Source organism: Mycobacterium angelicum (assembly GCF_002086155.1).
Lineage (GTDB): Bacteria > Actinomycetota > Actinomycetes > Mycobacteriales > Mycobacteriaceae > Mycobacterium > Mycobacterium angelicum.
Genome location: NZ_MVHE01000082.1, coordinates 1 through 19,238, shown reverse-complemented (window position 1 = coordinate 19,238; position 19,238 = coordinate 1). Strand labels below are relative to the sequence as shown.

General features: G+C 67.6%; 16 protein-coding genes and 2 pseudogenes. 9 read left to right on the top strand and 9 right to left on the bottom strand.

All coding sequences use genetic code 11. The annotated features are described in order from the left end of the window. Nucleotides 1–935: serine/threonine-protein kinase (locus BST12_RS25890; RefSeq protein ID WP_139801940.1), on the bottom strand; the 935-nt coding region annotated here is incomplete at its 3' end. Nucleotides 936–1,116: 181 nt separating this feature from the next. Between BST12_RS25890 and typA the strand changes: the two genes are divergently transcribed. The 3 genes from typA to BST12_RS25875 all read left to right on the top strand — a co-directional run bounded on the left by typA (nt 1,117) and on the right by BST12_RS25875 (nt 6,874). Beyond that, on the top strand, nt 1,117–3,006 hold the full coding sequence (gene typA / locus BST12_RS25885; RefSeq protein WP_083116082.1) for a translational GTPase TypA: 1,890 nt from the start codon (nt 1,117–1,119) through the stop codon (nt 3,004–3,006). After that, nucleotides 2,957–4,930, top strand: coding sequence for an ABC transporter family substrate-binding protein (locus BST12_RS25880; protein ID WP_083116081.1), 1,974 nt, complete (start codon nt 2,957–2,959; stop codon nt 4,928–4,930). Before typA ends, BST12_RS25880 begins: the two co-directional genes overlap by 50 nt. Before the next feature lie 147 nt (nt 4,931–5,077). After that, on the top strand, nt 5,078–6,874 hold the full coding sequence (locus BST12_RS25875; protein ID WP_083116080.1) for a PE family protein: 1,797 nt from the start codon (nt 5,078–5,080) through the stop codon (nt 6,872–6,874). 19 nt (nt 6,875–6,893) lie between these two features. On the opposite strand, the gene BST12_RS25870 is transcribed toward BST12_RS25875, so the two are convergent. The 4 genes and pseudogenes from BST12_RS25870 to BST12_RS25860 form a co-directional block, all read right to left on the bottom strand. Beyond that, nucleotides 6,894–7,499, bottom strand: coding sequence for a TetR/AcrR family transcriptional regulator (locus BST12_RS25870; RefSeq protein WP_083116079.1), 606 nt, complete (start codon nt 7,497–7,499; stop codon nt 6,894–6,896). Then, entirely contained in the window at nt 7,409–7,648 is a 240-nt protein-coding gene (locus BST12_RS34990; RefSeq protein WP_264061636.1) for a PE/PPE C-terminal domain-containing protein, read from the bottom strand. Before BST12_RS34990 ends, BST12_RS25870 begins: the two co-directional genes overlap by 91 nt. A gap of 198 nt (nt 7,649–7,846) precedes the next feature. Further along, nucleotides 7,847–8,356 (bottom strand): annotated as a pseudogene (locus BST12_RS34985) (PPE family protein); the annotation flags it as partial. A 14-nt stretch (nt 8,357–8,370) separates the two neighbouring features. Then, nucleotides 8,371–8,670 carry a PE family protein gene (locus tag BST12_RS25860; RefSeq protein WP_083116083.1) on the bottom strand — a complete coding sequence of 100 codons (300 nt, stop codon included), beginning with the start codon at nt 8,668–8,670 and terminating at the stop codon, nt 8,371–8,373. A 135-nt stretch (nt 8,671–8,805) separates the two neighbouring features. On the opposite strand from BST12_RS25860, the gene mshB reads away from it, so the two are divergent. Both mshB and BST12_RS25850 read left to right on the top strand, forming a co-directional pair. Further along, complete coding sequence (gene mshB, locus BST12_RS25855; RefSeq protein WP_083116078.1) at nt 8,806–9,708, top strand: N-acetyl-1-D-myo-inositol-2-amino-2-deoxy-alpha-D-glucopyranoside deacetylase; 903 nt, start codon at nt 8,806–8,808, stop codon at nt 9,706–9,708. 127 nt (nt 9,709–9,835) lie between these two features. Beyond that, nucleotides 9,836–10,297 (top strand): hypothetical protein, encoded by a 462-nt coding sequence (locus tag BST12_RS25850; protein ID WP_083116077.1) that lies wholly within the window; start codon nt 9,836–9,838, stop codon nt 10,295–10,297. Between the two features lie 23 nt (nt 10,298–10,320). Here BST12_RS25850 and BST12_RS25845 read toward each other — a convergent pair whose 3' ends face one another. Then, the gene (locus tag BST12_RS25845; protein ID WP_083116076.1) at nt 10,321–11,187 is read right to left on the bottom strand and encodes a PE family protein; all 867 of its coding nucleotides are present in this window, start codon (nt 11,185–11,187) and stop codon (nt 10,321–10,323) included. 160 nt (nt 11,188–11,347) lie between these two features. Between BST12_RS25845 and BST12_RS25840 the strand changes: the two genes are divergently transcribed. Continuing rightward, nucleotides 11,348–13,927, top strand: coding sequence for a bifunctional FO biosynthesis protein CofGH (locus BST12_RS25840; RefSeq protein ID WP_083116075.1), 2,580 nt, complete (start codon nt 11,348–11,350; stop codon nt 13,925–13,927). Nucleotides 13,928–14,096: 169 nt separating this feature from the next. Beyond that, nucleotides 14,097–14,387, top strand: coding sequence for a hypothetical protein (locus BST12_RS25835; protein WP_245850583.1), 291 nt, complete (start codon nt 14,097–14,099; stop codon nt 14,385–14,387). Between the two features lie 17 nt (nt 14,388–14,404). On the opposite strand, the gene BST12_RS25830 is transcribed toward BST12_RS25835, so the two are convergent. Both BST12_RS25830 and BST12_RS25825 read right to left on the bottom strand, forming a co-directional pair. Further along, the gene (locus tag BST12_RS25830; protein ID WP_083116074.1) at nt 14,405–14,737 is read right to left on the bottom strand and encodes a hemophore-related protein; all 333 of its coding nucleotides are present in this window, start codon (nt 14,735–14,737) and stop codon (nt 14,405–14,407) included. Nucleotides 14,738–14,956: 219 nt separating this feature from the next. After that, complete coding sequence (locus BST12_RS25825; protein ID WP_083116073.1) at nt 14,957–16,993, bottom strand: NADPH-dependent 2,4-dienoyl-CoA reductase; 2,037 nt, start codon at nt 16,991–16,993, stop codon at nt 14,957–14,959. 153 nt (nt 16,994–17,146) lie between these two features. On the opposite strand from BST12_RS25825, the gene fdxA reads away from it, so the two are divergent. Further along, nucleotides 17,147–17,473, top strand: a complete 327-nt coding sequence (fdxA, locus tag BST12_RS25820) for a ferredoxin (protein ID WP_083116072.1) — start codon at nt 17,147–17,149, stop codon at nt 17,471–17,473. 41 nt (nt 17,474–17,514) lie between these two features. Beyond that, nucleotides 17,515–18,600 carry a succinyldiaminopimelate transaminase gene (dapC, locus tag BST12_RS25815; RefSeq protein WP_083116071.1) on the top strand — a complete coding sequence of 362 codons (1,086 nt, stop codon included), beginning with the start codon at nt 17,515–17,517 and terminating at the stop codon, nt 18,598–18,600. A gap of 9 nt (nt 18,601–18,609) precedes the next feature. Here dapC and BST12_RS32280 read toward each other — a convergent pair. Next, a pseudogene (locus BST12_RS32280) lies at nt 18,610–19,238 on the bottom strand (PGRS repeat-containing protein); the annotation flags it as partial.

Genomic DNA, 19,238 nt, shown 5'->3' with positions numbered 1-19,238 from the left:
GTGGGCGCTTGCTGGGTGGGCTGATAAGGGAGCTGTTGGGTGCCCGGCATGGTCGGGGTTACTGGCCCAACCGGCGACGGAGGCGACGATGGCGGCGGGGGAGGCTGCGGCCGCGCGGGTGCTGCGCTGAGTACCCCTTGAGCAGCCGCGGCAAGGTCGCCGGCGTTCTGATAGCGCTGCTGCGGCTGTTTAGCCATGCCGCGGGCGATGACCTCGTCGAACCCGGCCGGGATGGCCGAGTTGAAGCTGCTGGGCTTGGGTGGATCCATGGTCAGATGGCCGGCGATTTGCTGTTCCATGCTGGTACCGGCGAAAGGCGTTGCGCCCGTGAGGCATTCGTGCAGCACGCAAGCCAGCGAGTATACGTCGGCGCGGGCATCGGCGGTTCCGGTAAGAAAGCGTTCCGGAGCCATATAAGAGAAGGTGCCCACCATCAAGCCGGTCTGCGTCAGTCTGGTCGCCGCCGCATCATGGGCGATACCGAAATCGATCAAATAGACATGGCCGTCAGCGGTCATCAGCGCATTGGACGGCTTGATGTCGCGGTGCACCAAGCCGTTCCGGTGTGCGGCATTGAGCGCCGCGGCCAACTGCTCGACCACCCGGACCGCCAGCGGCGGTGGCATCGGACCCTCTCGCCGCAGCAGCGTGTGAACGTCGACGCCTTCAATGATCGGCATCACCAGAAAAAGGCGGCCGCCGATCTCACCGGTGTCGTGGATGGGAATGATGTGGGGCTCGGTCAGCCGGGCCGCGATGTGTGCCTCGCGGCGGAAGCGGTCCCGGTAGCCGTCCAGCGAACCCATCTCCGGCGGCAACACCTTGATTGCCACGTCGCGACCGATCACCGTGTCATGGGCCCTGAACACCTGGCCCATGCCGCCTGCGCCGATCATTTCGATGAGCCGGTAGCGTCCGAAGGCCACCTCATCCATAGCGGGGATGCTACTGCGGCCCAGGTCAAGCATCGAGAGTGCATTTGCGGCTTCGAGTGCGCCAACGGGCCGATATGTGGTCCATTGTGTCGCCGCAGCCCTACACCGAACGCCCTGGGTTCACCCTCGACGGGCTTAGCTCAGTTCGCCTTCTGCAGCCCCCACTGCCACAATCACCGACGTGCCATTCCGCAATGTCGCCATCGTCGCGCACGTCGACCACGGCAAAACCACCCTCGTCGACGCAATGCTGCGCCAGTCCGGCGCGCTGACCCACCGCGGTGACGACACCCAGGAACGCATCATGGACAGCGGTGACCTCGAGAAGGAAAAGGGCATCACGATCCTGGCCAAGAACACCGCCGTGCACCGCCACAACCCGGACGGGACGGTCACCGTAATAAATGTCATAGACACCCCGGGCCACGCCGACTTCGGCGGTGAGGTCGAGCGCGGCCTGTCCATGGTCGACGGGGTATTACTGCTGGTTGACGCGTCCGAGGGGCCGCTGCCGCAGACGCGGTTCGTGCTGCGCAAAGCGCTGCAAGCGCATCTGCCGGTGATTCTCGTCGTCAATAAGACCGACCGGCCCGACGCGCGCATCGGTGAGGTCGTCGACGCCAGTCACGACCTGTTACTCGACGTTGCCTCCGATCTCGACGACGAAGCCGCCAAAGCCGCCGAGCACGCGCTGGGCCTGCCGACGCTGTACGCATCCGGGCGGGCCGGTATCGCGAGTACCGACCAACCCGCCGACGGCGAGGTGCCGGGCGGCGACAACCTCGACCCGTTGTTCGAGGTGTTGATGGAGCACATCCCGCCGCCCTCGGGTGATCCCGAGGCGCCGCTGCAGGCGTTGGTCACCAACCTCGACGCGTCGGCATTTCTCGGCCGGCTCGCGCTGATCCGTATCTACAACGGCAAGCTGCGCAAGGGCCAGCAGGTGGCCTGGATGCGCGAGGTGGACGGTGTACCCGTCATCACCAGCGCCAAGATCACCGAGTTGCTGGCCACCGAGGGCGTCGAGCGCAGCCCCACAGAGGAAGCGGTCGCCGGTGACATCGTGGCGGTCGCGGGGCTGCCCGAGATCATGATCGGCGACACCCTCGCCGATCCCGACCACGCCCACGCGCTGCCGCGCATCACCGTCGACGAACCGGCCATCTCGGTCACGATCGGAACCAACACCTCGCCGCTGGCCGGCAAGGTGTCCGGGCACAAGCTGACCGCGCGCATGGTCCGCAACCGGCTGGACACCGAGTTGATCGGCAATGTCTCGATCCGGGTCGTCGACATCGACCGGCCGGACGCCTGGGAGGTGCAGGGCCGCGGCGAACTGGCGCTTGCGGTGCTGGTCGAGACGATGCGGCGGGAGGGTTTCGAGCTGACCGTCGGCAAGCCGCAGGTGGTCACCAAGACGATCGACGGGCAGCTGCACGAGCCGTTCGAGGCGATGACAATCGATTGCCCGGACGAATTCGTCGGCGCCATCACGCAATTGATGGCCGGCCGCAAGGGCCGCATGGAAGAGATGACCAATCATGCCGCCGGCTGGGTCCGGATGGATTTCATCGTGCCCAGCCGTGGCCTGATCGGCTTCCGCACCGACTTCCTCACCATCACGCGCGGCACCGGCATCGCCAACGCCGTGTTCGACGGCTACCGGCCGTGGGCGGGGGAGATCCGGGCCCGGCACACCGGGTCACTGGTGTCGGACCGCGCCGGCGTCATCACACCCTTCGCGCTGCTGCAACTTGCCGACCGCGGCCAGTTCTTCGTCGAACCCGGCCAGGACACCTACGAGGGCATGGTCGTCGGGATCAACCCGCGGGCCGAGGATCTCGACGTCAACGTCACCCGGGAGAAGAAGCTGACCAACATGCGGTCCTCGACCGCCGACGTGATGGAGACGCTGCCCAAAGCGCTCGAGCTCGACCTGGAGCAGGCCATGGAATTCTGCGCGGCCGACGAGTGCGTCGAGGTGACGCCCGAGATCGTCCGGGTCCGCAAGGTCGAACTGGATGCCACCTCACGAGCCCGCAGCCGGGCTCGTGCCAAGGCCCGGGGTTAGCCTGAGTACCGTGCCGAGCCCAGTCCGTCGCGTCTGTATGACGGCCGGCGCGCTGGTCTCGGTGCTGGGCATGGCGCTGTCGGCGTGTACCGTCAGCCCGCCGCCGGCCCCGCAGAGCACCGACACCCCGCATAACACACCACCCCCGCCGCCGCACCCGACCCAGATCATCATGGGCATCGACTCGATCGGCGCCGGGTTCAATCCGCACCTGCTGTCGGATCTGTCGCCGGTGAACGCCGCGATCAGCGCGCTGGTGTTGCCCAGTGCGTTCCGGCCGGTGCCCGATCCCACTTCGTCGACCGGTTCGCGCTGGGAAATGGACCCCACTTTGCTGGTTTCGGCCGACGTGACGAGCGAAAACCCGTTCACGGTGACGTACAAGATCCGCCCCGAGGCGCAGTGGACCGACAACGCCCCAATCGCTGCCGACGACTTCTGGTACCTGTGGCGGCAGATGGTGAGCCAGCCCGGAGTCGTCGACCCGGCCGGCTACGACCTGATCACCAACGTTCAATCGCTCGAGGGCGGCAAGCAGGCCGTCGTGACCTTCGCCCAGCCCTACCCAGCCTGGCGGGAGTTGTTCAGCAACATCCTGCCGGCCCACATCATCAAGGACGCCCCGGGCGGTTTCGCGGCCGGGATGGCCCGGGCCCTGCCCGTCACCGGTGGTCAGTTCCGGGTGGAGAACATCGACCCGCAGCGCGACGAGATCCTGATCGCGCGCAACGACCGCTACTGGGGACCGCCCGCCAAACCCGCACTCATCCAATTCCGCCGGGCCGGGGCGCCGGCCGCCCTGGCCGATTCGGTGCGCAACGGCGACACCCAGGTGGCCCAGGTACACGGCGGCTCGGCCGCCTTCGCGCAGTTGTCGGCCATTCCCGACGTGCGCACGGCGCGGATCGTGACGCCGCGGGTCATGCAGCTCACCTTGCGGGCAAACGAGCCGAAGCTGGCCGACACCCAGGTCCGCAAGGCCATTCTGGGCTTGCTCGACGTCGACCTGCTGGCCGCCGTGGGCGCCGGCAGCGACAACACCGTCACCCTGGATCAGGCGCAGATACGTGCGCCCAGCGACCCCGGTTACGTGCCCACGTCGCCGCCGGCAATCGGCACGACCGTGGCGCTGGGGCTGCTCGAGGCGTCGGGATATCAAATCGAGAGCAACACCTCGGCCTCGCCGGCGCCCCCCGGACCCGATTCGACGACCACGCCGGTGAGCACCGGGCCGCCGGAAGTGATCCGCGGCCGGATCAGTAAAGACGGCAAACAGCTGTCGCTGGTCATCGGCGTCGCCGCGAACGACCCGACGTCGGTTGCCGTCGCCAACACCGCTGCCGACCAGTTGCGCAACGTCGGCATCGCCGCCAGCGTGCTGGCACTGGACCCGGTAGTGCTCTACCGCGACGCGCTCAACGACCACAGCGTGGACGCGATAGTCGGCTGGCATCAGGCGGGCGGAAACCTGGCCACCTCACTGGCGTCGCGCTACGGCTGCCCCGCGTTGCAGCCGACGACGGTGACACCGACCGGCACCCCGACACCTACTGGACCCGCCGGGCCTTCTAGTCCGTCGCCCACATCGGCGGCCAGCCAGCCGCCGGCAACCACCCCCACGTCCACCCAGCCCAGCCGCGCGCCCGATCCCGGCGCCCTGGTGCTGGCGCCGTCGAATCTGACCGGAATCTGCGACCGCAGCATCCAGTCCAACATCGATGCCGCACTCAACGGCAGCAAGAACATCAACGACGTGATCACCGCGGTCGAGCCGCGGCTGTGGAACATGTCGACGGTGCTGCCGATTTTGCAGGACACCACGATCGTCGCGGCGGGGCCGAGCGTGCAGAACGTCAGCCTCTCCGGAGCGGTGCCGGTCGGCATCGTCGGCGACGCCGGCGAGTGGGTCAAGACCGGGCCATAACGCCTAATTGGCCGTGTGCCAAATTGTTATCAAATTGAGGTTTGGGAAAGCCCCGCTCGGTAAACTTCTCGCATTACCCCCGTGCAGGGTCGGGGCCTGTTGGGGTCGGGGAAGCCAGTTAATGGACCGGTTGGGGAAGGGCCCGAAATGTCCTTTGTATTTGCAGTGCCTGAAATCATGGCGTCAGCCGCAGCAGACTTGACGGGAATTGGTTCCACGGTGAGCGCAGCCAACGCCGCCGCAGCGGGGTCGACAACCAGCGTGTTGGCCGCGGGCGCCGACGATGTGTCAGCCGCCATCGCAGCAATGTTCGGGGCTCACGGGCAGGCCTATCAGGCGCTCAGCGCCCAGGCGGAGCAGTTCCACGCCGAGTTTGTGAGGGCGATGAATTCGGCCACGTCAGCGTATGCCGGTGCCGAGGCGGCCAATTTGCAGGCGGTGCTGGGCGGCAGCCTCGCGACCAGTCTTGTCAATGCAGAGCTTGCGTTCAACGGATCCCTGGTCGCCGGCGAGTCGGCGCTGGGACAGGCGGTGGGCGCTGTCAGCGGCGGTGTCAACAGTGGCGTTGCCGGCCTGCTCAACAGCGGCTTCAACTCTTTCAACCTGGCCGTCGGCACCGGCGAACAATTTGTGAATACCCTTGTCGGAGCGCCGGTTCCGGCCAACTTCAACGGCAGCCTGGCGCTTGGCGGTTCATTCCAGACCGGCCAGACGTTGGTGGGCGGCTTCAACGGCGCTCTTAACGGCGCGCTTAACGGGTTCGGCACTCAGCTCAGTGGCGCGCTGTCGGGCAATCTCGGTGGTGGCAATCTCGGTGGTGGCGTCGCCGCCCTGTCCGCATTGATCCCCAGCGGTGGTTCGTTGATGGGCAACATCAACGCCGGGCTATCCGGTCTGAGCGGCAGCCTCGGGGCCACGATTCCCGCATGGGCGGGCAGCTTCAATGCCGACCTGATGTCGCTCGGTGCGCAGGTCAACGCCGCTGTGAGCGGCGCGGCGAATGGCAATTTCTCCGGGTTGCGTGCGTTGGTGGACACCGCGGCCGCGCTGCCGAACGTTAGCGTGGCGCAGCTGGGTCAGATACAAAGCGGCATGTTGACCGGGCTGGTCAATGCCGAGTTGGGGTTCAACCAGTCTTTGGTCGCCAATGAGCTGGCTCTGGAAACAGCGTTGTTCGGCTCCGGCACGGCCCTCAACGGTGCGGTGAACTATGGCTTCAACGCCGCCAACCTCCTCTTCGGCACGGGTGAGCAATTGGTCAACGCCGTGGTGGGTGCACCGGCACCGGCAAGCTTTGCCGGCAGCTTGATCGTCGGCGGATCCCTCGAGGGCGGCGTCCCGACCGGTGGCCTGGTGGGTGTCGCGCAGCAATTGCTGTCGCTCAACGCCGCATTGGGTGGGCCGGCCATCGGTGGGTCATTGCTGCAGCAGCTCGGTCTGACCCCGGCCGGCCTGGCCGGGATGCTGAACAGTCAGCTCGCGTTCAACGCGAATCTGGTGGCCACCGAAATGGCTTTGCAGCAAGGCACTTTCGGCACCAACAGCGCCCTCAACGGCGCGGCCAACCATGCGTTCAACATGGTCAACTTCGTGGTAGGCGCGGGCGAGCAAACCGTCGACGCCCTATTGGGTGTCCCGACGCCGGCCACCTTCACCGACAGCCTGTTGGTCACCGGCGGCGGCGACGTCTTCGGTGGTGTAACGACCGGTGGTCTGTTGGGGGCCCTGGAACAGAAGTTCTTGATGGACGGCGCGTTCCTCAGCATGTTCGGGGTTCCCGTCCAATGGACACTGGACGGCAATCTTGTGGGCATGCTGACTGGGACGGCCACCGGCGGCGGCACCGTGGGTGGTGAGACCGGTGGCGGCGGCACCGTAGGCGGCGAGACCGGCGGCGAGGTCGGCGGCGGCACCGGCGGCGAGGTCGGCGGCGGTACGCTCTAGCCGATAGGGCTCAATTAGCCTATGCCGCAGGTCCTTTCGGGGGGATGACGGTATCGACGATGAGCGCGAGTTCGCGCCGGTTCGGTGGCACACCGGTGAGCATGAATTGCTGGTTGATCAGCGCGGGGCCGATGCGCGCCGTCAAGGAGGTCACGGTTGCCGGGTCGAGGTCGCCGTCTTGGACCGCGGCCTGCAGTATCGACTCCACGATCTTCACGCGCGGCGCCACCACGGCGTCGGCGAAGATGGCGCGCAGTTCAGGCTCGTGCAGCAGCTGGCTGACGATGACCAGGCCGGGGAAGTCGGTCTTGCCGGCCAGCACATCGCGATGAGCTGCGAACACCGCCAGCAGGTTCTCGCGAGCCGACCGGCTGGCGCGGGGCTCGGGCAGCGGCGGCAGAGCATGCAGTAGCGCGGCCTGGACCAGGTCGTGCTTGCTGGCCCAGCGCCGGTAGAGCGCGGCTTTGCCGGTCTGGGCGCGTGCCGCGATGCCCTCCATCGTCAATCCGCCGTACCCGACCGAGGCCAGTTCGGCTAACGTGGCTGCGTAGAGCGCGCGTTCGAGCACCTCGCCTCGCCGGCGGCTGCGGTTCGGGTTGGATATAGTCTGCGAGGGCTGCGCCATTGGCCAATAGTAGCCGGTAACGTTCCTATTCGTTGCGACTCGGGACAACTGATCCGACGGCTCGCCAAGTCGACTTTCTCGATTGCGGGAGTCGTGGCTGCCCAATCCTGCGGCACCGACAACTTGCCGACGGTGGCCGCCCGGCCCATTGTCGCGGTCACCGGAGTTGCGACCACCGGAGTCGCGGACAGCCGAGTCGCGGGCGCGTTGCTCAAGCGCTCCAACATGTTTTCGACGTTCTTGCCACCGAGGGCCGCGGTGATATACGTCGCCGGAATCGTGGCGATCCGCACGCCCAACAACGGCAGGCTTGCGATCTCCAGCGAGCTGATCGACACGTGGCCGGTCGGTGCGGCGAACGGCGTCAGGGCAGCCGCAGCCGCCGACGCGCCCGCGTAGCCGTACATCGCCGCGGCGTCCTGGGCCCACATCTGCCCGTACTGGGCTTCGGTCGCTGCGATCGCCGGAGTGTTCTGACCCAAAAGATTGGTGGCTACCAACGTCATCAGCAACGCGCGGTTGGCGGCGATCAGCGGCGGGGGCACCGTCATCGCGAACGCCGTCTCGTAGGCCGCGGCGGCGGCCCGGGCCGCGGTTGCGGTGTGTTCGGACAAGGCGGCGGCGGCGTTGGTCCAGGCCACCTGCCCGGCGGCCGCGGCGGTCATCGACGCCGCCGATGGCCCTTGCCAGGCTGAGTCCGTCAGGGCGCAGACCACCGTTTGAAACGAGGCGGCCGCCCGATACAACTCGGCGGACATCTCATCCCAGGCGGCCGCGGCGGCCAGCATCGGGCCGGCGCCCGGACCGGCATACATCCTGGCGGAGTTGACCTCTGGTGGCAGTGCTGCGAAATCCATTGCGGTACCGTCCTTTAACTCATGACGGCGGCGTTGGCGTCCTCGGCCGCGAGGTATGCATCCGCGCCGGCCGCCAACATCGCGACGAACGTCTCGTGAATCGCCTTGGCCTGCGCGGCAACCGCCTGAAACATCGCCGCGTGTGCGGCGAACTGTGCCGCGGTCACCGCTGACACCTCATCGGCCGCCGCGGGCGGCAATTCCGTCGTCGGGGGCGCCGTGGCGGCATTCTGGGTGCGCATCGCCGAACCGATCGCGCGTAGACCCGCGGCGGCTTCGGTCATGATCTCGGGTTGGGTACTGACGAATGGCATGCTGGCCTGGCCCTTCATATTGTAGACGATAACGTTCACTAACAACCGCTAGCGTAGCCGAATGGATTAGTAAACGGAAGCGTCTACTAAGGCCGAATTTTCCAGCGCTCCCGCCGCGGCGGGTAGGGTGCGTCCATGTCCGAGACGCCGCGGCTGCTATTCGTGCACGCACACCCTGACGACGAGAGTCTCAGCAACGGCGCCACCATCGCCCACTACACCGCTCGCGGCGCAGCGGTCCATGTCGTCACCTGCACGCTGGGCGAGGAGGGCGAGGTGATCGGGGACCGCTGGGCTCAGCTGGCGGTCGACCACGCCGACCAGCTCGGCGGCTACCGGATCGCGGAGCTCACCGCGGCATTGCAGGCCCTGGGCGTCAGTGGACCCGTATATCTGGGCGGCGCGGGCCGCTGGCGCGACTCCGGCATGGCCGGTACCGAGCAGCGCAACCGGCGCAGGTTCGTCGACGCTGACCAGTCCGAAGCCGTCGGCGCGCTGGTCGCGATCATCCGCGAACTGCGACCCCACGTCGTGGTGACCTACGACCCCAACGGCGGCTACGGCCATCCCGACCACATTCACACCCACACCGTCACCACGGCCGCGGTCGCCGCCGCGGGCCGTGGCACCGGCGATTTTCCGGGCGAGCCGTGGGCCGTGCCGAAGTTCTACTGGACCGTCCTGGCCCTGAGTTCAGTGGTTTCGGGTGTGCGCGCGCTGGGTCCCGACGATCTGCGACCGGAGTGGATGCTGCCGCCCGAGGAGATCCCGTTCGCCTACTCCGACGAAGACATCAATGCCGTCGTCGCCGCCGACGCGGCTGCCCATGCCGCCAAAGTCGCGGCGCTGGCCGCACACGCCACCCAAGTTGTCGTCGGACCGACCGGCCGGGCGTGCGCGCTGTCGAACAACCTGGCCCTGCCCATCGGTGCGCAGGAGCACTACGTTCTGGTCGCAGGCGCGGCGGGCGATCGTGACGAACGCGGTTGGGAGACGGATCTGCTCGCCGGTCTGGGCTTCACCGCATCCGGCGCATAGGCTGATGATGGCTTCCAATCAGGCAGGCAATCAGGCAAGCACGCAGGCAGGCACGGAAGGAAACTTGCATGGACCCCGATCTGGACCCCAACCTGCAGCACTGGCAGGACCGGCTAGACAGCCTGCAGTGGGTTCTCGGCTCGATACTTTCGCAGATCGACAGCGTCCCAACCTGACCGATACGACATCGCACGCGCCGGCCGGTGAAGAGACCGGCGCGACAGATCCCGCAATTCGGTTTGTTGTCCTGGCGCTGTTGGCCGTCGACGGTGTGCTGTCGGCATTGGCCGGGGCGCTACTTATGCCTTCCTATATCGGCTCTATTCCCTTTCCGATAAGCGCGTTGATCAGCGGCCTGGTGAACGCCGCCCTCGTTTGGGCGGCCGGACGCTGGACCAAATCGCCACGTGTGGCCGCGCTGCCCTTGTGGACCTGGCTGTTGACCGTCGCGGGCATGAGCTTGGGTGGCCCCGGCGACGACGTCATCCTGGGTGGCCACGGCGTGATGGCCTACGGCGCGCTGCTGCTCATCGTGCTGGGAGTGGCGCCGCCGGCCTGGGTGCTGTGGCGGCATCGCCACCACGGCTGACGGCCCGGCTGCTCAAGGCCCGGCTAGGGCAGCGGCGGCCACGGCGGCAGGAAGCCGCGGATCCAGTAGTACTCGTTGTAGATGAATTGGTTAACCGACTGCGTGGTGGCCGACCAGAAATTGCTCAGCCCCGAGGCGAAGGTGATCTGTCCGCTCAGCCAGTCGAGCGAGTTGAACAGGCCGCTTTGCACAATGGGCTCAAACAGGTTGTAGAAGATGTTGATCTGTGGCGCCAAGATGCCGATATAAGGCACCCAGCCGGCAGCCCAGGCGGCGAGTTCGAAGCCGTATTGCACGTACGGCTCGGCGAACAGGTAGAAGTTCTCGATCGCGGTGGCCAGTGTGACGGGGATGACCGCCGCCGGTGCCGCTGCCGCGCTGCCGGCGGCGCCCGCAATGGGACTAAGCAACCCGCTCGAGGCCGCCAGGGCGCCGATCCCGCCGGTGGGCGCCAGCGCCAGCGGGCTGGGCCCAATGGCCGCCGAGACCGCGCTCTGAACTCGCGCGGCGGCAGTGGAGGCACCGGCCACGGCGCTGTTCACGGCGGCCAGCGGTTGGCCGAGCAGCGCGGCGGCCGGTGACTTGGCCGCGCTGGCCAGCGCGTTCGCCGCGCCGGCCTCGGCGGAGGCATACGAGTTCGCGCCCGCGTTCAGGGCCGCCACAAACTGGTCGTGAAACGTCGACAGCTTCGCGCTGATCTGCTGGTAACCCTGGCCGTGTGCCGACAAAAGGGCCGCGACCTGCGTCGAAACGCTGTCTGCGGCCGAAGCGAGGACTCCGGTGGTCGGGAGGGAAGCCGCCGCATTGGCCGCGGTGATGCCCGATCCGATACCGGCTATGTCAGAAGCTGCCGCCGCCAGCGCTTCCGGCGTGGCGAACATGAACGACATCGGTGTGTAGACCCCCTGCTCAATACTGCACGGCTGCCGCAGATCGTATCGCGATCAGCGGCTTCGCGTGCCCGTACTGACGCAGGATGGTCGATCGCATGTTGCCGGCGGCCGGACGCTACTGTTTCCCGTATGGCACCAAAGGTTGCCCCGGTCTCACATGGTGAGACGCGCGGATGAAACCAGATCGCGGGGAAGTTACAGCAGCGTGCCTGTGAAAACAGAGCGATCAGAGCATGGAGCGTTGCGACGGGTGCTGCGGCGGGCCCGTGACGGCGTCGTACTGAATATCGACGAGGCGGCCCTGGCGATGACCGCGCGCGGTGACCACCTGGCCGACCTGTGTGCCAGCGCGACGCGGGTGCGCGACGCGGGTCTCGAGTCCGCCGGGCGGCGCGGTCCGCTCGGCCGATTGCCGATCACCTACTCGCGCAAGGTTTTCATTCCGGTCACCCATCTGTGTCGCGACAACTGCCACTACTGCACGTTCGTCACGGTGCCGGGCAAGCTGCGCGCCCAGGGCATCAACATGTATATGGAGCCCGACGAGATCCTCGACGTAGCCCGGCGCGGAGCCGAACTCGGTTGCAAGGAAGCACTATTCACGCTTGGCGACCGCCCCGAGGATAGATGGCCGGAAGCCCGCGAGTGGCTCGGTCAACGCGGCTACGACTCCACGCTGTCCTATGTGCGGGCCATGGCGATTCGGGTGCTCGAGGAGACCGGCTTGTTGCCGCACCTGAATCCGGGAGTGATGAGCTGGTCGGAGATGTCGCGACTCAAGCCGGTGGCGCCGTCGATGGGCATGATGCTGGAGACGACGTCGCGACGGCTGTTCGAGACGAAAGGCCTTGCCCACTACGGCAGTCCGGACAAGGACCCGGCGGTGCGGTTGCGTGCCCTGACCGACGCCGGCCGGCTGTCCATTCCGTTCACCACCGGCCTGCTGGTAGGTATTGGCGAGACGCTGGCCGAACGTGCCGACACCTTGCATGCGATTCGAAAGTCGCACAAGGAGTTCGGCCACATTCAAGAAGTGATCGTGCAGAACTTCCGGGCCAAGGAGAACACGGCAATGGCGGCGGTGCCGGACGCCGGAATCGAGGACTATCTCGCCACGGTGGCGGTGGCGCGGTTGGTGCTGGGCCCCGGCATGCGGATTCAGGCACCGCCGAACCTGGTGGCGCGCGACGAGTGCCTGGCGCTGATCGGCGCCGGCGTCGACGACTGGGGTGGTGTGTCACCGCTGACGCCCGACCACGTCAACCCCGAACGGCCGTGGCCGGCGCTGGCTGATCTGGGAGCCGTCACCGCCGAGGCCGGCTACGAACTGGTGCAGCGGCTAACCGCGCAACCCAAATATGTGCAGGCGGGTGCGGCCTGGATCGACCCGCGGGTGCGCGGACATGTTGTGGCACTTGCGGATCCGGCTACCGGGTTGGCCCGCGACGTCAACCCGGTGGGCCTGCCCTGGCAGGAACCCGACGAGGTCGGGTCGGTGGGCCGGGTCGATCTCAACGCGGCAATCGACACCGAGGGCCGCAACAGCGAGGCTCGCAGCGACCTCGAAAGTGCCTTCGGCGACTGGGAATCGATCCGTTCGCAGGTGCACGAGCTGGCCGCGCGGGCACCCGAGCGTATCGACACCGATGTGCTGGCCGCGCTGCGTTCGGCCGAACGCGACCCGGCGGGCTGTAGCGACGACGAGTATCTGGCGTTGGCCACCGCCGACGGCCCCGCCCTGGAAGCCGTTGCCGCACTGGCTGATTCGCTGCGCCGCGACGCGGTGGGCGACGAGGTGACCTTTGTGGTCAACCGCAACATCAACTTCACCAACATCTGCTACACCGGTTGCCGGTTCTGTGCCTTCGCCCAGCGCAAGGGTGACGCCGACGCGTACTCGCTGTCGGCCGCCGAGGTCGGCGACCGGGCGTGGGAGGCGCACGTCGCCGGTGCCACCGAAGTGTGTATGCAGGGCGGTATTGACCCCGAGCTGCCGGTGACCGGCTACGCCGATCTGGTGCGTGCCGTCAAGGCACGGGTGCCCTCGATGCACGTGCACGCGTTCTCGCCGATGGAGGTCGCCAACGGGGTGACCAAGAGCGGGCTGAGCATCCGCGAGTGGCTGATCAGCCTGCGCGAAGCCGGGCTGGACACCATCCCCGGCACCGCCGCCGAGATTCTGGACGACGAGGTGCGCTGGGTGCTCACCAAGGGCAAGCTGCCGACATCGCTGTGGATCGAGATCGTGACCACCGCGCACGAGGTCGGTCTGCGGTCGTCGTCGACGATGATGTACGGCCATGTCGACAGCCCCCGGCACTGGATCGGGCATCTCAACGTGCTGCGCGGTATCCAGGACCGAACCGGCGGCTTCACCGAGTTCGTGCCGCTGCCCTTCGTGCACCAGAATTCGCCGTTGTATCTGGCGGGTGCGGCGCGGCCCGGCCCCACCCATCGCGACAACAGGGCCGTACATGCCCTGGCGCGAATCATGTTGCACGGCCGCATCTCCCACATCCAGACCAGCTGGGTGAAGCTGGGCGTCGAGCGCACTCAGGTGATGCTCAACAGCGGCGCCAACGACCTGGGCGGCACACTCATGGAGGAGACCATCTCGCGGATGGCCGGCTCCGAACACGGGTCGGCCAAGACCGTCGCCGAGCTGGTCGCGATCGCCGAGGGCATCGGACGCCCCGCGCGCCAGCGCACCACCACCTACGCACCCCGGGCGGCATAACCCGGTCTCGAGGGGTATACCGGCAGCATGCGGCAACGCATCGATGACGAACGATTCCCCCAGTGGCAGCCATTCCTGGACGCGGTGCAGCAACGCCGACCGGACGCGGGCTGCTGGCCGGCCATTTGGCCGGCCAGCCAGTCGGCACCCGCGGTTTCGAAGAAGTGTCGTGGCGGTAGGGCGGCCACTGCTGGCCAAGGGCGTCAAGCGGTTACGGCCTGGTGAGCACATCGACGCGCGATTGCGCGTCCCGGACGCCGACGATGTCGTGATCAGTGCAGACGCCGGCCGCGCCACCATCGCACTCGCAGAACCGCGCGGTCCGGCCACTCTGGAAACAGACGCTGCGGCACGCGTGTTGCTGCTGTGGGGCCGCCGACCTGGCGACCCCGCGCGAATTTGCAGCCGGGTGGGACCGGCAGCCCTAGGCCGACTGCGTCGGCTGCTCAGTGGCTACTGAGTGGCTACTGAGCAGGCTCAGAAGTTGTTGCAGGAACCCGCAACCGACTCGACGAGCCCGACGTACTGGCCGGCCCCAGGCATGGCCTGCAGCTGCGCGGCCATCTGCGCGCGGCGCGGCGGAGCCGCGGCCAGGAACGAGTGCAGCCAGCCCTGCGCGATCGGTGATGCGTTGAACTGCGCGGCAGCGCCGGGATCCTGAGCGTTGAGCGCCGCCATGATCTGCCCGTAATTGCAGGTGGTGTTAATGGCGATATCCAGGGGGTCCGCCGATGCGATCCCGGAACCAACAGTCAACGACAACGCAACAGCACCAGCGGCGGCGCTAAGTCCGGCTAACGACAGCCTCATTTGTGGACACCTTCCCCTTTATTGCACCGCCAGACAGACGGCGACGACATCTGCCCAGCGGGTTGTCGTCTGGCCAAGATTACCAGGCTCCGCGGGCTTGCTTCTATCAAACTACTTATCGGTCAGCACCCTGCAGGCGTAACTATATGCAGGTCAGCGCCCTAAATGGCGCAGTTTCGCGGTGGGTGAAATCGGTGCCGCCAGAGGGCGCCAAAGCAACTAGAGTCGGGCCGCAAGCTCGGTGCCCTGCGCGATGGCGCGCTTGGCGTCCAGTTCGGCGGCCCACGCCGCGCCGCCGATGATGTGCGGATCGATGCCGTTGCGGCGCAGCTCGCTCTCCAGGTCGCGCACCGGTTCCTGGCCGGCGCAGATCACCACGTTGTCCACCTCGAGCAGCTGCGGCCGTCGTCGATCCGGGCCGAAGCTGATGTGCAGGCCGTCGTCGCCGATCCGTTCGTAGTTCACCCCCGACAGCTGCTGTACGCCCTTGGCCCGCAGGGCTGCCCGGTGCACCCAGCCGCTGGTTTTCCCCAGCCGCTTACCCTGCGGTCCCTTGGTGCGCTGCAGCAGATACACCTCGCGGGCCGGCGGCGCGGGCAGGGGAGTGGTCAGCGCTCCGCGCGCTTCGCGCGGATCTACGACGCCCCACTCGGCCTTCCAGTCCTTGACGTTGAGTGTCGGTGAATGTTCGGTGACCAAGAGCTCGCTGACGTCGAACCCGATGCCGCCGGCTCCGACGACGGCTACCTTCTTGCCGACCGGCTTGGCGCCGGTGATCGCCTCGGTGTAGGTCAGCACCATGGGGTGGTCGATGCCCGGTATCGCCGGAACGCGCGGGACCACGCCGGTGGCCAGCACGACATCGTCGAATTCAGGGTCAAACCCGCACAGATCCCCGGCGCCGACCCGGGTGCCCAGTCGCACCTCGACGCCGTGCTTGTCCAGCATCGTGGAGAAGTACCGGATGGTTTCGCTGAACTCCTCCTTGCCGGGGATGCGGCGGGCCAGGTCGAACTGGCCGCCGATGCTGTCGTTGGCCTCGAACAGCGTGACTCGATGGCCGCGCTGCGCGGCGCTGAGCGCGGTGGCCAGTCCGGCCGGGCCGGCGCCGACGACGGCCACCGCGCGGGCGCGCCGCGTCGGGGACAGCACCAGCTTCGTCTCGTGCCCGGCCCGCGGATTGAGCAGACACGACACCATCTTCTTGGCGAAGGCGTGGTCGAGGCAGGCCTGATTGCAGGCGATGCAGGTGTTGATCTCCTCGGCGCGCCCGGCCTCGGCTTTGCGGACCCACTGCGGGTCGCTGAGCAGCGGCCGGGCCATGGATATCAGCCGTACCTGGGTCTGCGCCAGGATCTGTTCGGCGGCCTGCGGCATGTTGATTCGGTTGGAGGCGACCACCGGGATGCTCACCTGTTCGGCGACGGCGTGGGAGACATCGACGAACGCGCTGTTGGGTACCGAGGTGACGATCGTGGGCACGCGCGCCTCGTGCCAGCCGAAGCCGGAGTTGATGATGGTTGCGCCGGCGGACTCCACTTCGGTTGCCAGCGCGACGATTTCGTCCCAGCTTTGGCCGTTCTCCACATAGTCGGCCATCGACATCCGGTAACAGATGATGAAGTCGGGCCCGACGGCGGCGCGGGTGCGGCGCACGATCTCAACCGGAAACCGGCGGCGGTTGGCCGGTGTGCCGCCCCAGGAATCGGCGCGCTGGTTAGTGCGCGGTGCTAGGAACTGGTTGAGCAGATATCCTTCGCTGCCCATGATTTCGACGCCGTCGTAACCGGCGTCGCGAGCCAGCTGTGCGCAGCGGACAAAGTCGGCGATGGTCGCTTCGACGCCGCGGCTCGATAGCGCCCGCGGGCGAAAGGGGTTGATGGGGGCCTTGATTGACGACGCGCTGACGGACAGCGGATGGTAGGCGTAGCGCCCCGCATGCAGGATCTGTAGCAAGATCTTGGCGCCCCCGTCATGCACCGCGGTGGTGATCCGCCGGTGCCGGCGGGCCTGAGCCGAGGAGACCAGCTCCGAGGCGAACGGCAGCAGCCAGCCGGTCCGGTTGGGTGCGTAGCCGCCCGTCACGATCAGCCCGACGCCGCCGCGGGCGCGCTCGGCGAAGTATTCGGCGAGCCGGTCGATATGGCCTGTCCGGTCTTCCAGGCCGGTGTGCATCGACCCCATGACCACGCGGTTGCGTAGCGTCGTGAACCCCAGATGCAACGGCGACAGCAAGTTCGGGTACAGATCCGTCATTGGGTCTCCTCGTGCCACGGGCGTGCCATTTGCTTGCGGTGTATGTGCTACGTCTAGTATCAGTAACCAAATGTGTCGCTGGGAAGCAGCCCTGGCGACGTGATCAGCAGCCCACATTGAGCAGTACATAGAGGACACGTTGAGGAGCCGTCCGTGACGTACACGATCGCCCAGCCCTGCGTCGACATCAAGGACAAGGCATGTATAGAGGAGTGCCCGGTCGACTGCATCTACGAGGGTGCCCGGATGCTGTACATCCACCCCGACGAATGCGTTGACTGTGGCGCCTGCGAACCGGTGTGCCCGGTCGAAGCGATCTACTACGAAGACGACGTGCCCGAGCAGTGGAGCCAGTACACCCAGATCAACGCCGATTTCTTCGCCGAGCTGGGATCACCCGGCGGCGCGGCCAAGGTCGGCATGACCGAGAACGACCCGCAGGTGGTCAAGGATCTGCCGCCACAGGGCGAAGACGACTGAGCGGGTCCCCGAATCCGCGGGCCCCTCGGCCCGGCCGGCGGGTGTCGGCGTCGCTGCCGGTATTTCCCTGGGACACGTTGACCGACGCCAAAGGGTTGGCCGGGGCCCATCCGGGCGGCATCGTCGACCTGTCCGTCGGCACTCCGGTTGACCCCGTCGCGCCGCTGATCCAGGAGGCCCTGGCCGCGGCCGCTTCGGCACCCGGATATCCCGCCACCGCCGGTACCGCGCGGTTGCGTGAGGCCGCCGTAGCGGCGCTGGCGCGCCGCTACGGCATCACCGGGCTGGCCGAGTCGGCGGTGTTGCCGGTGATCGGCACCAAGGAACTCATCGCCTGGCTGCCTACGCTGCTGGGCCTGGGCGGCGCGGATACGGTGGTGGTTCCCGAACTGGCATATCCCACCTACGACGTGGGCGCCCGGTTGGCCGGCGCGCCGGTGCTGCGTGCGGATTCGCTGACGCAGCTCGGCCCGCAAACCCCGGCGCTGATCTATCTCAATTCGCCCAGCAACCCGACCGGGCGGGTAATGGGCGTCGATCACCTGCGCAAGGTCGCCGGATGGGCACGTGATCGTGGCGTACTGGTCGCTTCCGACGAGTGCTACCTCGGTTTGGGCTGGGACGCCGAACCGCTGTCAGTACTGCATCCCTCGGTGTGCGACGGCGACCACACCGGGCTGCTGGCCGTGCATTCGCTGTCGAAGACGTCATCGCTGGCCGGTTACCGGGCCGGTTTCGTGGCCGGCGATGCGGAATTGGTCGCCGAGTTGCTGGCAGTGCGCAAACACGCCGGGATGATGGTACCGACGCCGGTGCAGGCGGCCATGGTGGCGGCGCTGGATGATGACGCTCACGAAAAGGTGCAGCGGGAGCGCTACCAGCGGCGGCGTGCGTCGCTGCTACCTGCGCTGCGCTCGGCGGGCTTCGAGGTCGAGTATTCCGAGGCCGGGTTGTATTTGTGGGCCAGCTGCGGCCAAAGCTGCCTCGACACGGTCGCCTGGTTTGCGCAGCGCGGCATCCTGGTGGCTCCCGGCGATTTCTACGGCCCACGCGGTGCGCAGCATGTGCGGGTGGCGCTGACGGCCACCGACGAACGGATCGACGCGGCGGCGCAACGCCTCAGTTAACCGCCTCGGTTAGCCGTGGATGCCGAGGCTACCGGTGCCGCCGATTGCCCCTAGCGCTCCATTAGCCCCAGAGACGGATCCGGTGCCGCCGGCACCGGGCGTGCCGGATGCGCCACCCTTGCCGCCGGCGCCACCCGAGCCGGCGTCGCCGTCGCCGCCGTCATTGCCGACCTGGCCGGCGAATATGGGGTTGGGACCGGGGTCGCCCGCGCCGCCGACTCCGCCGGCTCCGCCTTGGCCACCCAGGCCGCCGGTGCCGCCCAGCCCGCCGTTACCGGCGGCACCGCCGGCGCCCCCGGTGCCCGCGAGGCCCAACATGCCGCCGGCGCCAGCGGCCCCGCCCGCGCCGCCATTGCCTCCGGTTCCGCCGGTCCCGCCGGTTCCGCCGGTTCCGCCGGTTCCGCCTGTTCCGCCGTTGCCGCCGTCGCCGCCGCTGGGGAACACGGAGTTCCCCCCGGGGACGCCGATTGGCCCGCCGATGCCGCCGGTTCCGCCGCCGCCGCCGACGCCACCGATGGCACCCACTCCGCCGGTGCCGCCGGTGCCGCCGATACCGCCGATGCCGCCGTTGCCGCCAACACCCAACAGCGTGCCGCCATGGCCGCCGGCGCCGCCGCTGCCACCGGTGCCGCCGGTGG

Coding starts and splice junctions, on each gene's coding strand:
- BST12_RS25880 (WP_083116081.1), top strand. CDS start 2,957: ATGCCACCTCACGAGCCCGCAGCCGGGCTCGTGCCAAGGCCCGGGGTT.
- BST12_RS25875 (WP_083116080.1), top strand. CDS start 5,078: ATGTCCTTTGTATTTGCAGTGCCTGAAATCATGGCGTCAGCCGCAGCA.
- BST12_RS25870 (WP_083116079.1), bottom strand. CDS start 7,499: ATGGCGCAGCCCTCGCAGACTATATCCAACCCGAACCGCAGCCGCCGG.
- BST12_RS34990 (WP_264061636.1), bottom strand. CDS start 7,648: ATGGGCCGGGCGGCCACCGTCGGCAAGTTGTCGGTGCCGCAGGATTGG.
- BST12_RS25860 (WP_083116083.1), bottom strand. CDS start 8,670: ATGCCATTCGTCAGTACCCAACCCGAGATCATGACCGAAGCCGCCGCG.
- mshB (WP_083116078.1), top strand. CDS start 8,806: ATGTCCGAGACGCCGCGGCTGCTATTCGTGCACGCACACCCTGACGAC.
- BST12_RS25845 (WP_083116076.1), bottom strand. CDS start 11,187: ATGTCGTTCATGTTCGCCACGCCGGAAGCGCTGGCGGCGGCAGCTTCT.
- BST12_RS25840 (WP_083116075.1), top strand. CDS start 11,348: ATGGTGAGACGCGCGGATGAAACCAGATCGCGGGGAAGTTACAGCAGC.
- BST12_RS25830 (WP_083116074.1), bottom strand. CDS start 14,737: ATGAGGCTGTCGTTAGCCGGACTTAGCGCCGCCGCTGGTGCTGTTGCG.
- BST12_RS25825 (WP_083116073.1), bottom strand. CDS start 16,993: ATGACGGATCTGTACCCGAACTTGCTGTCGCCGTTGCATCTGGGGTTC.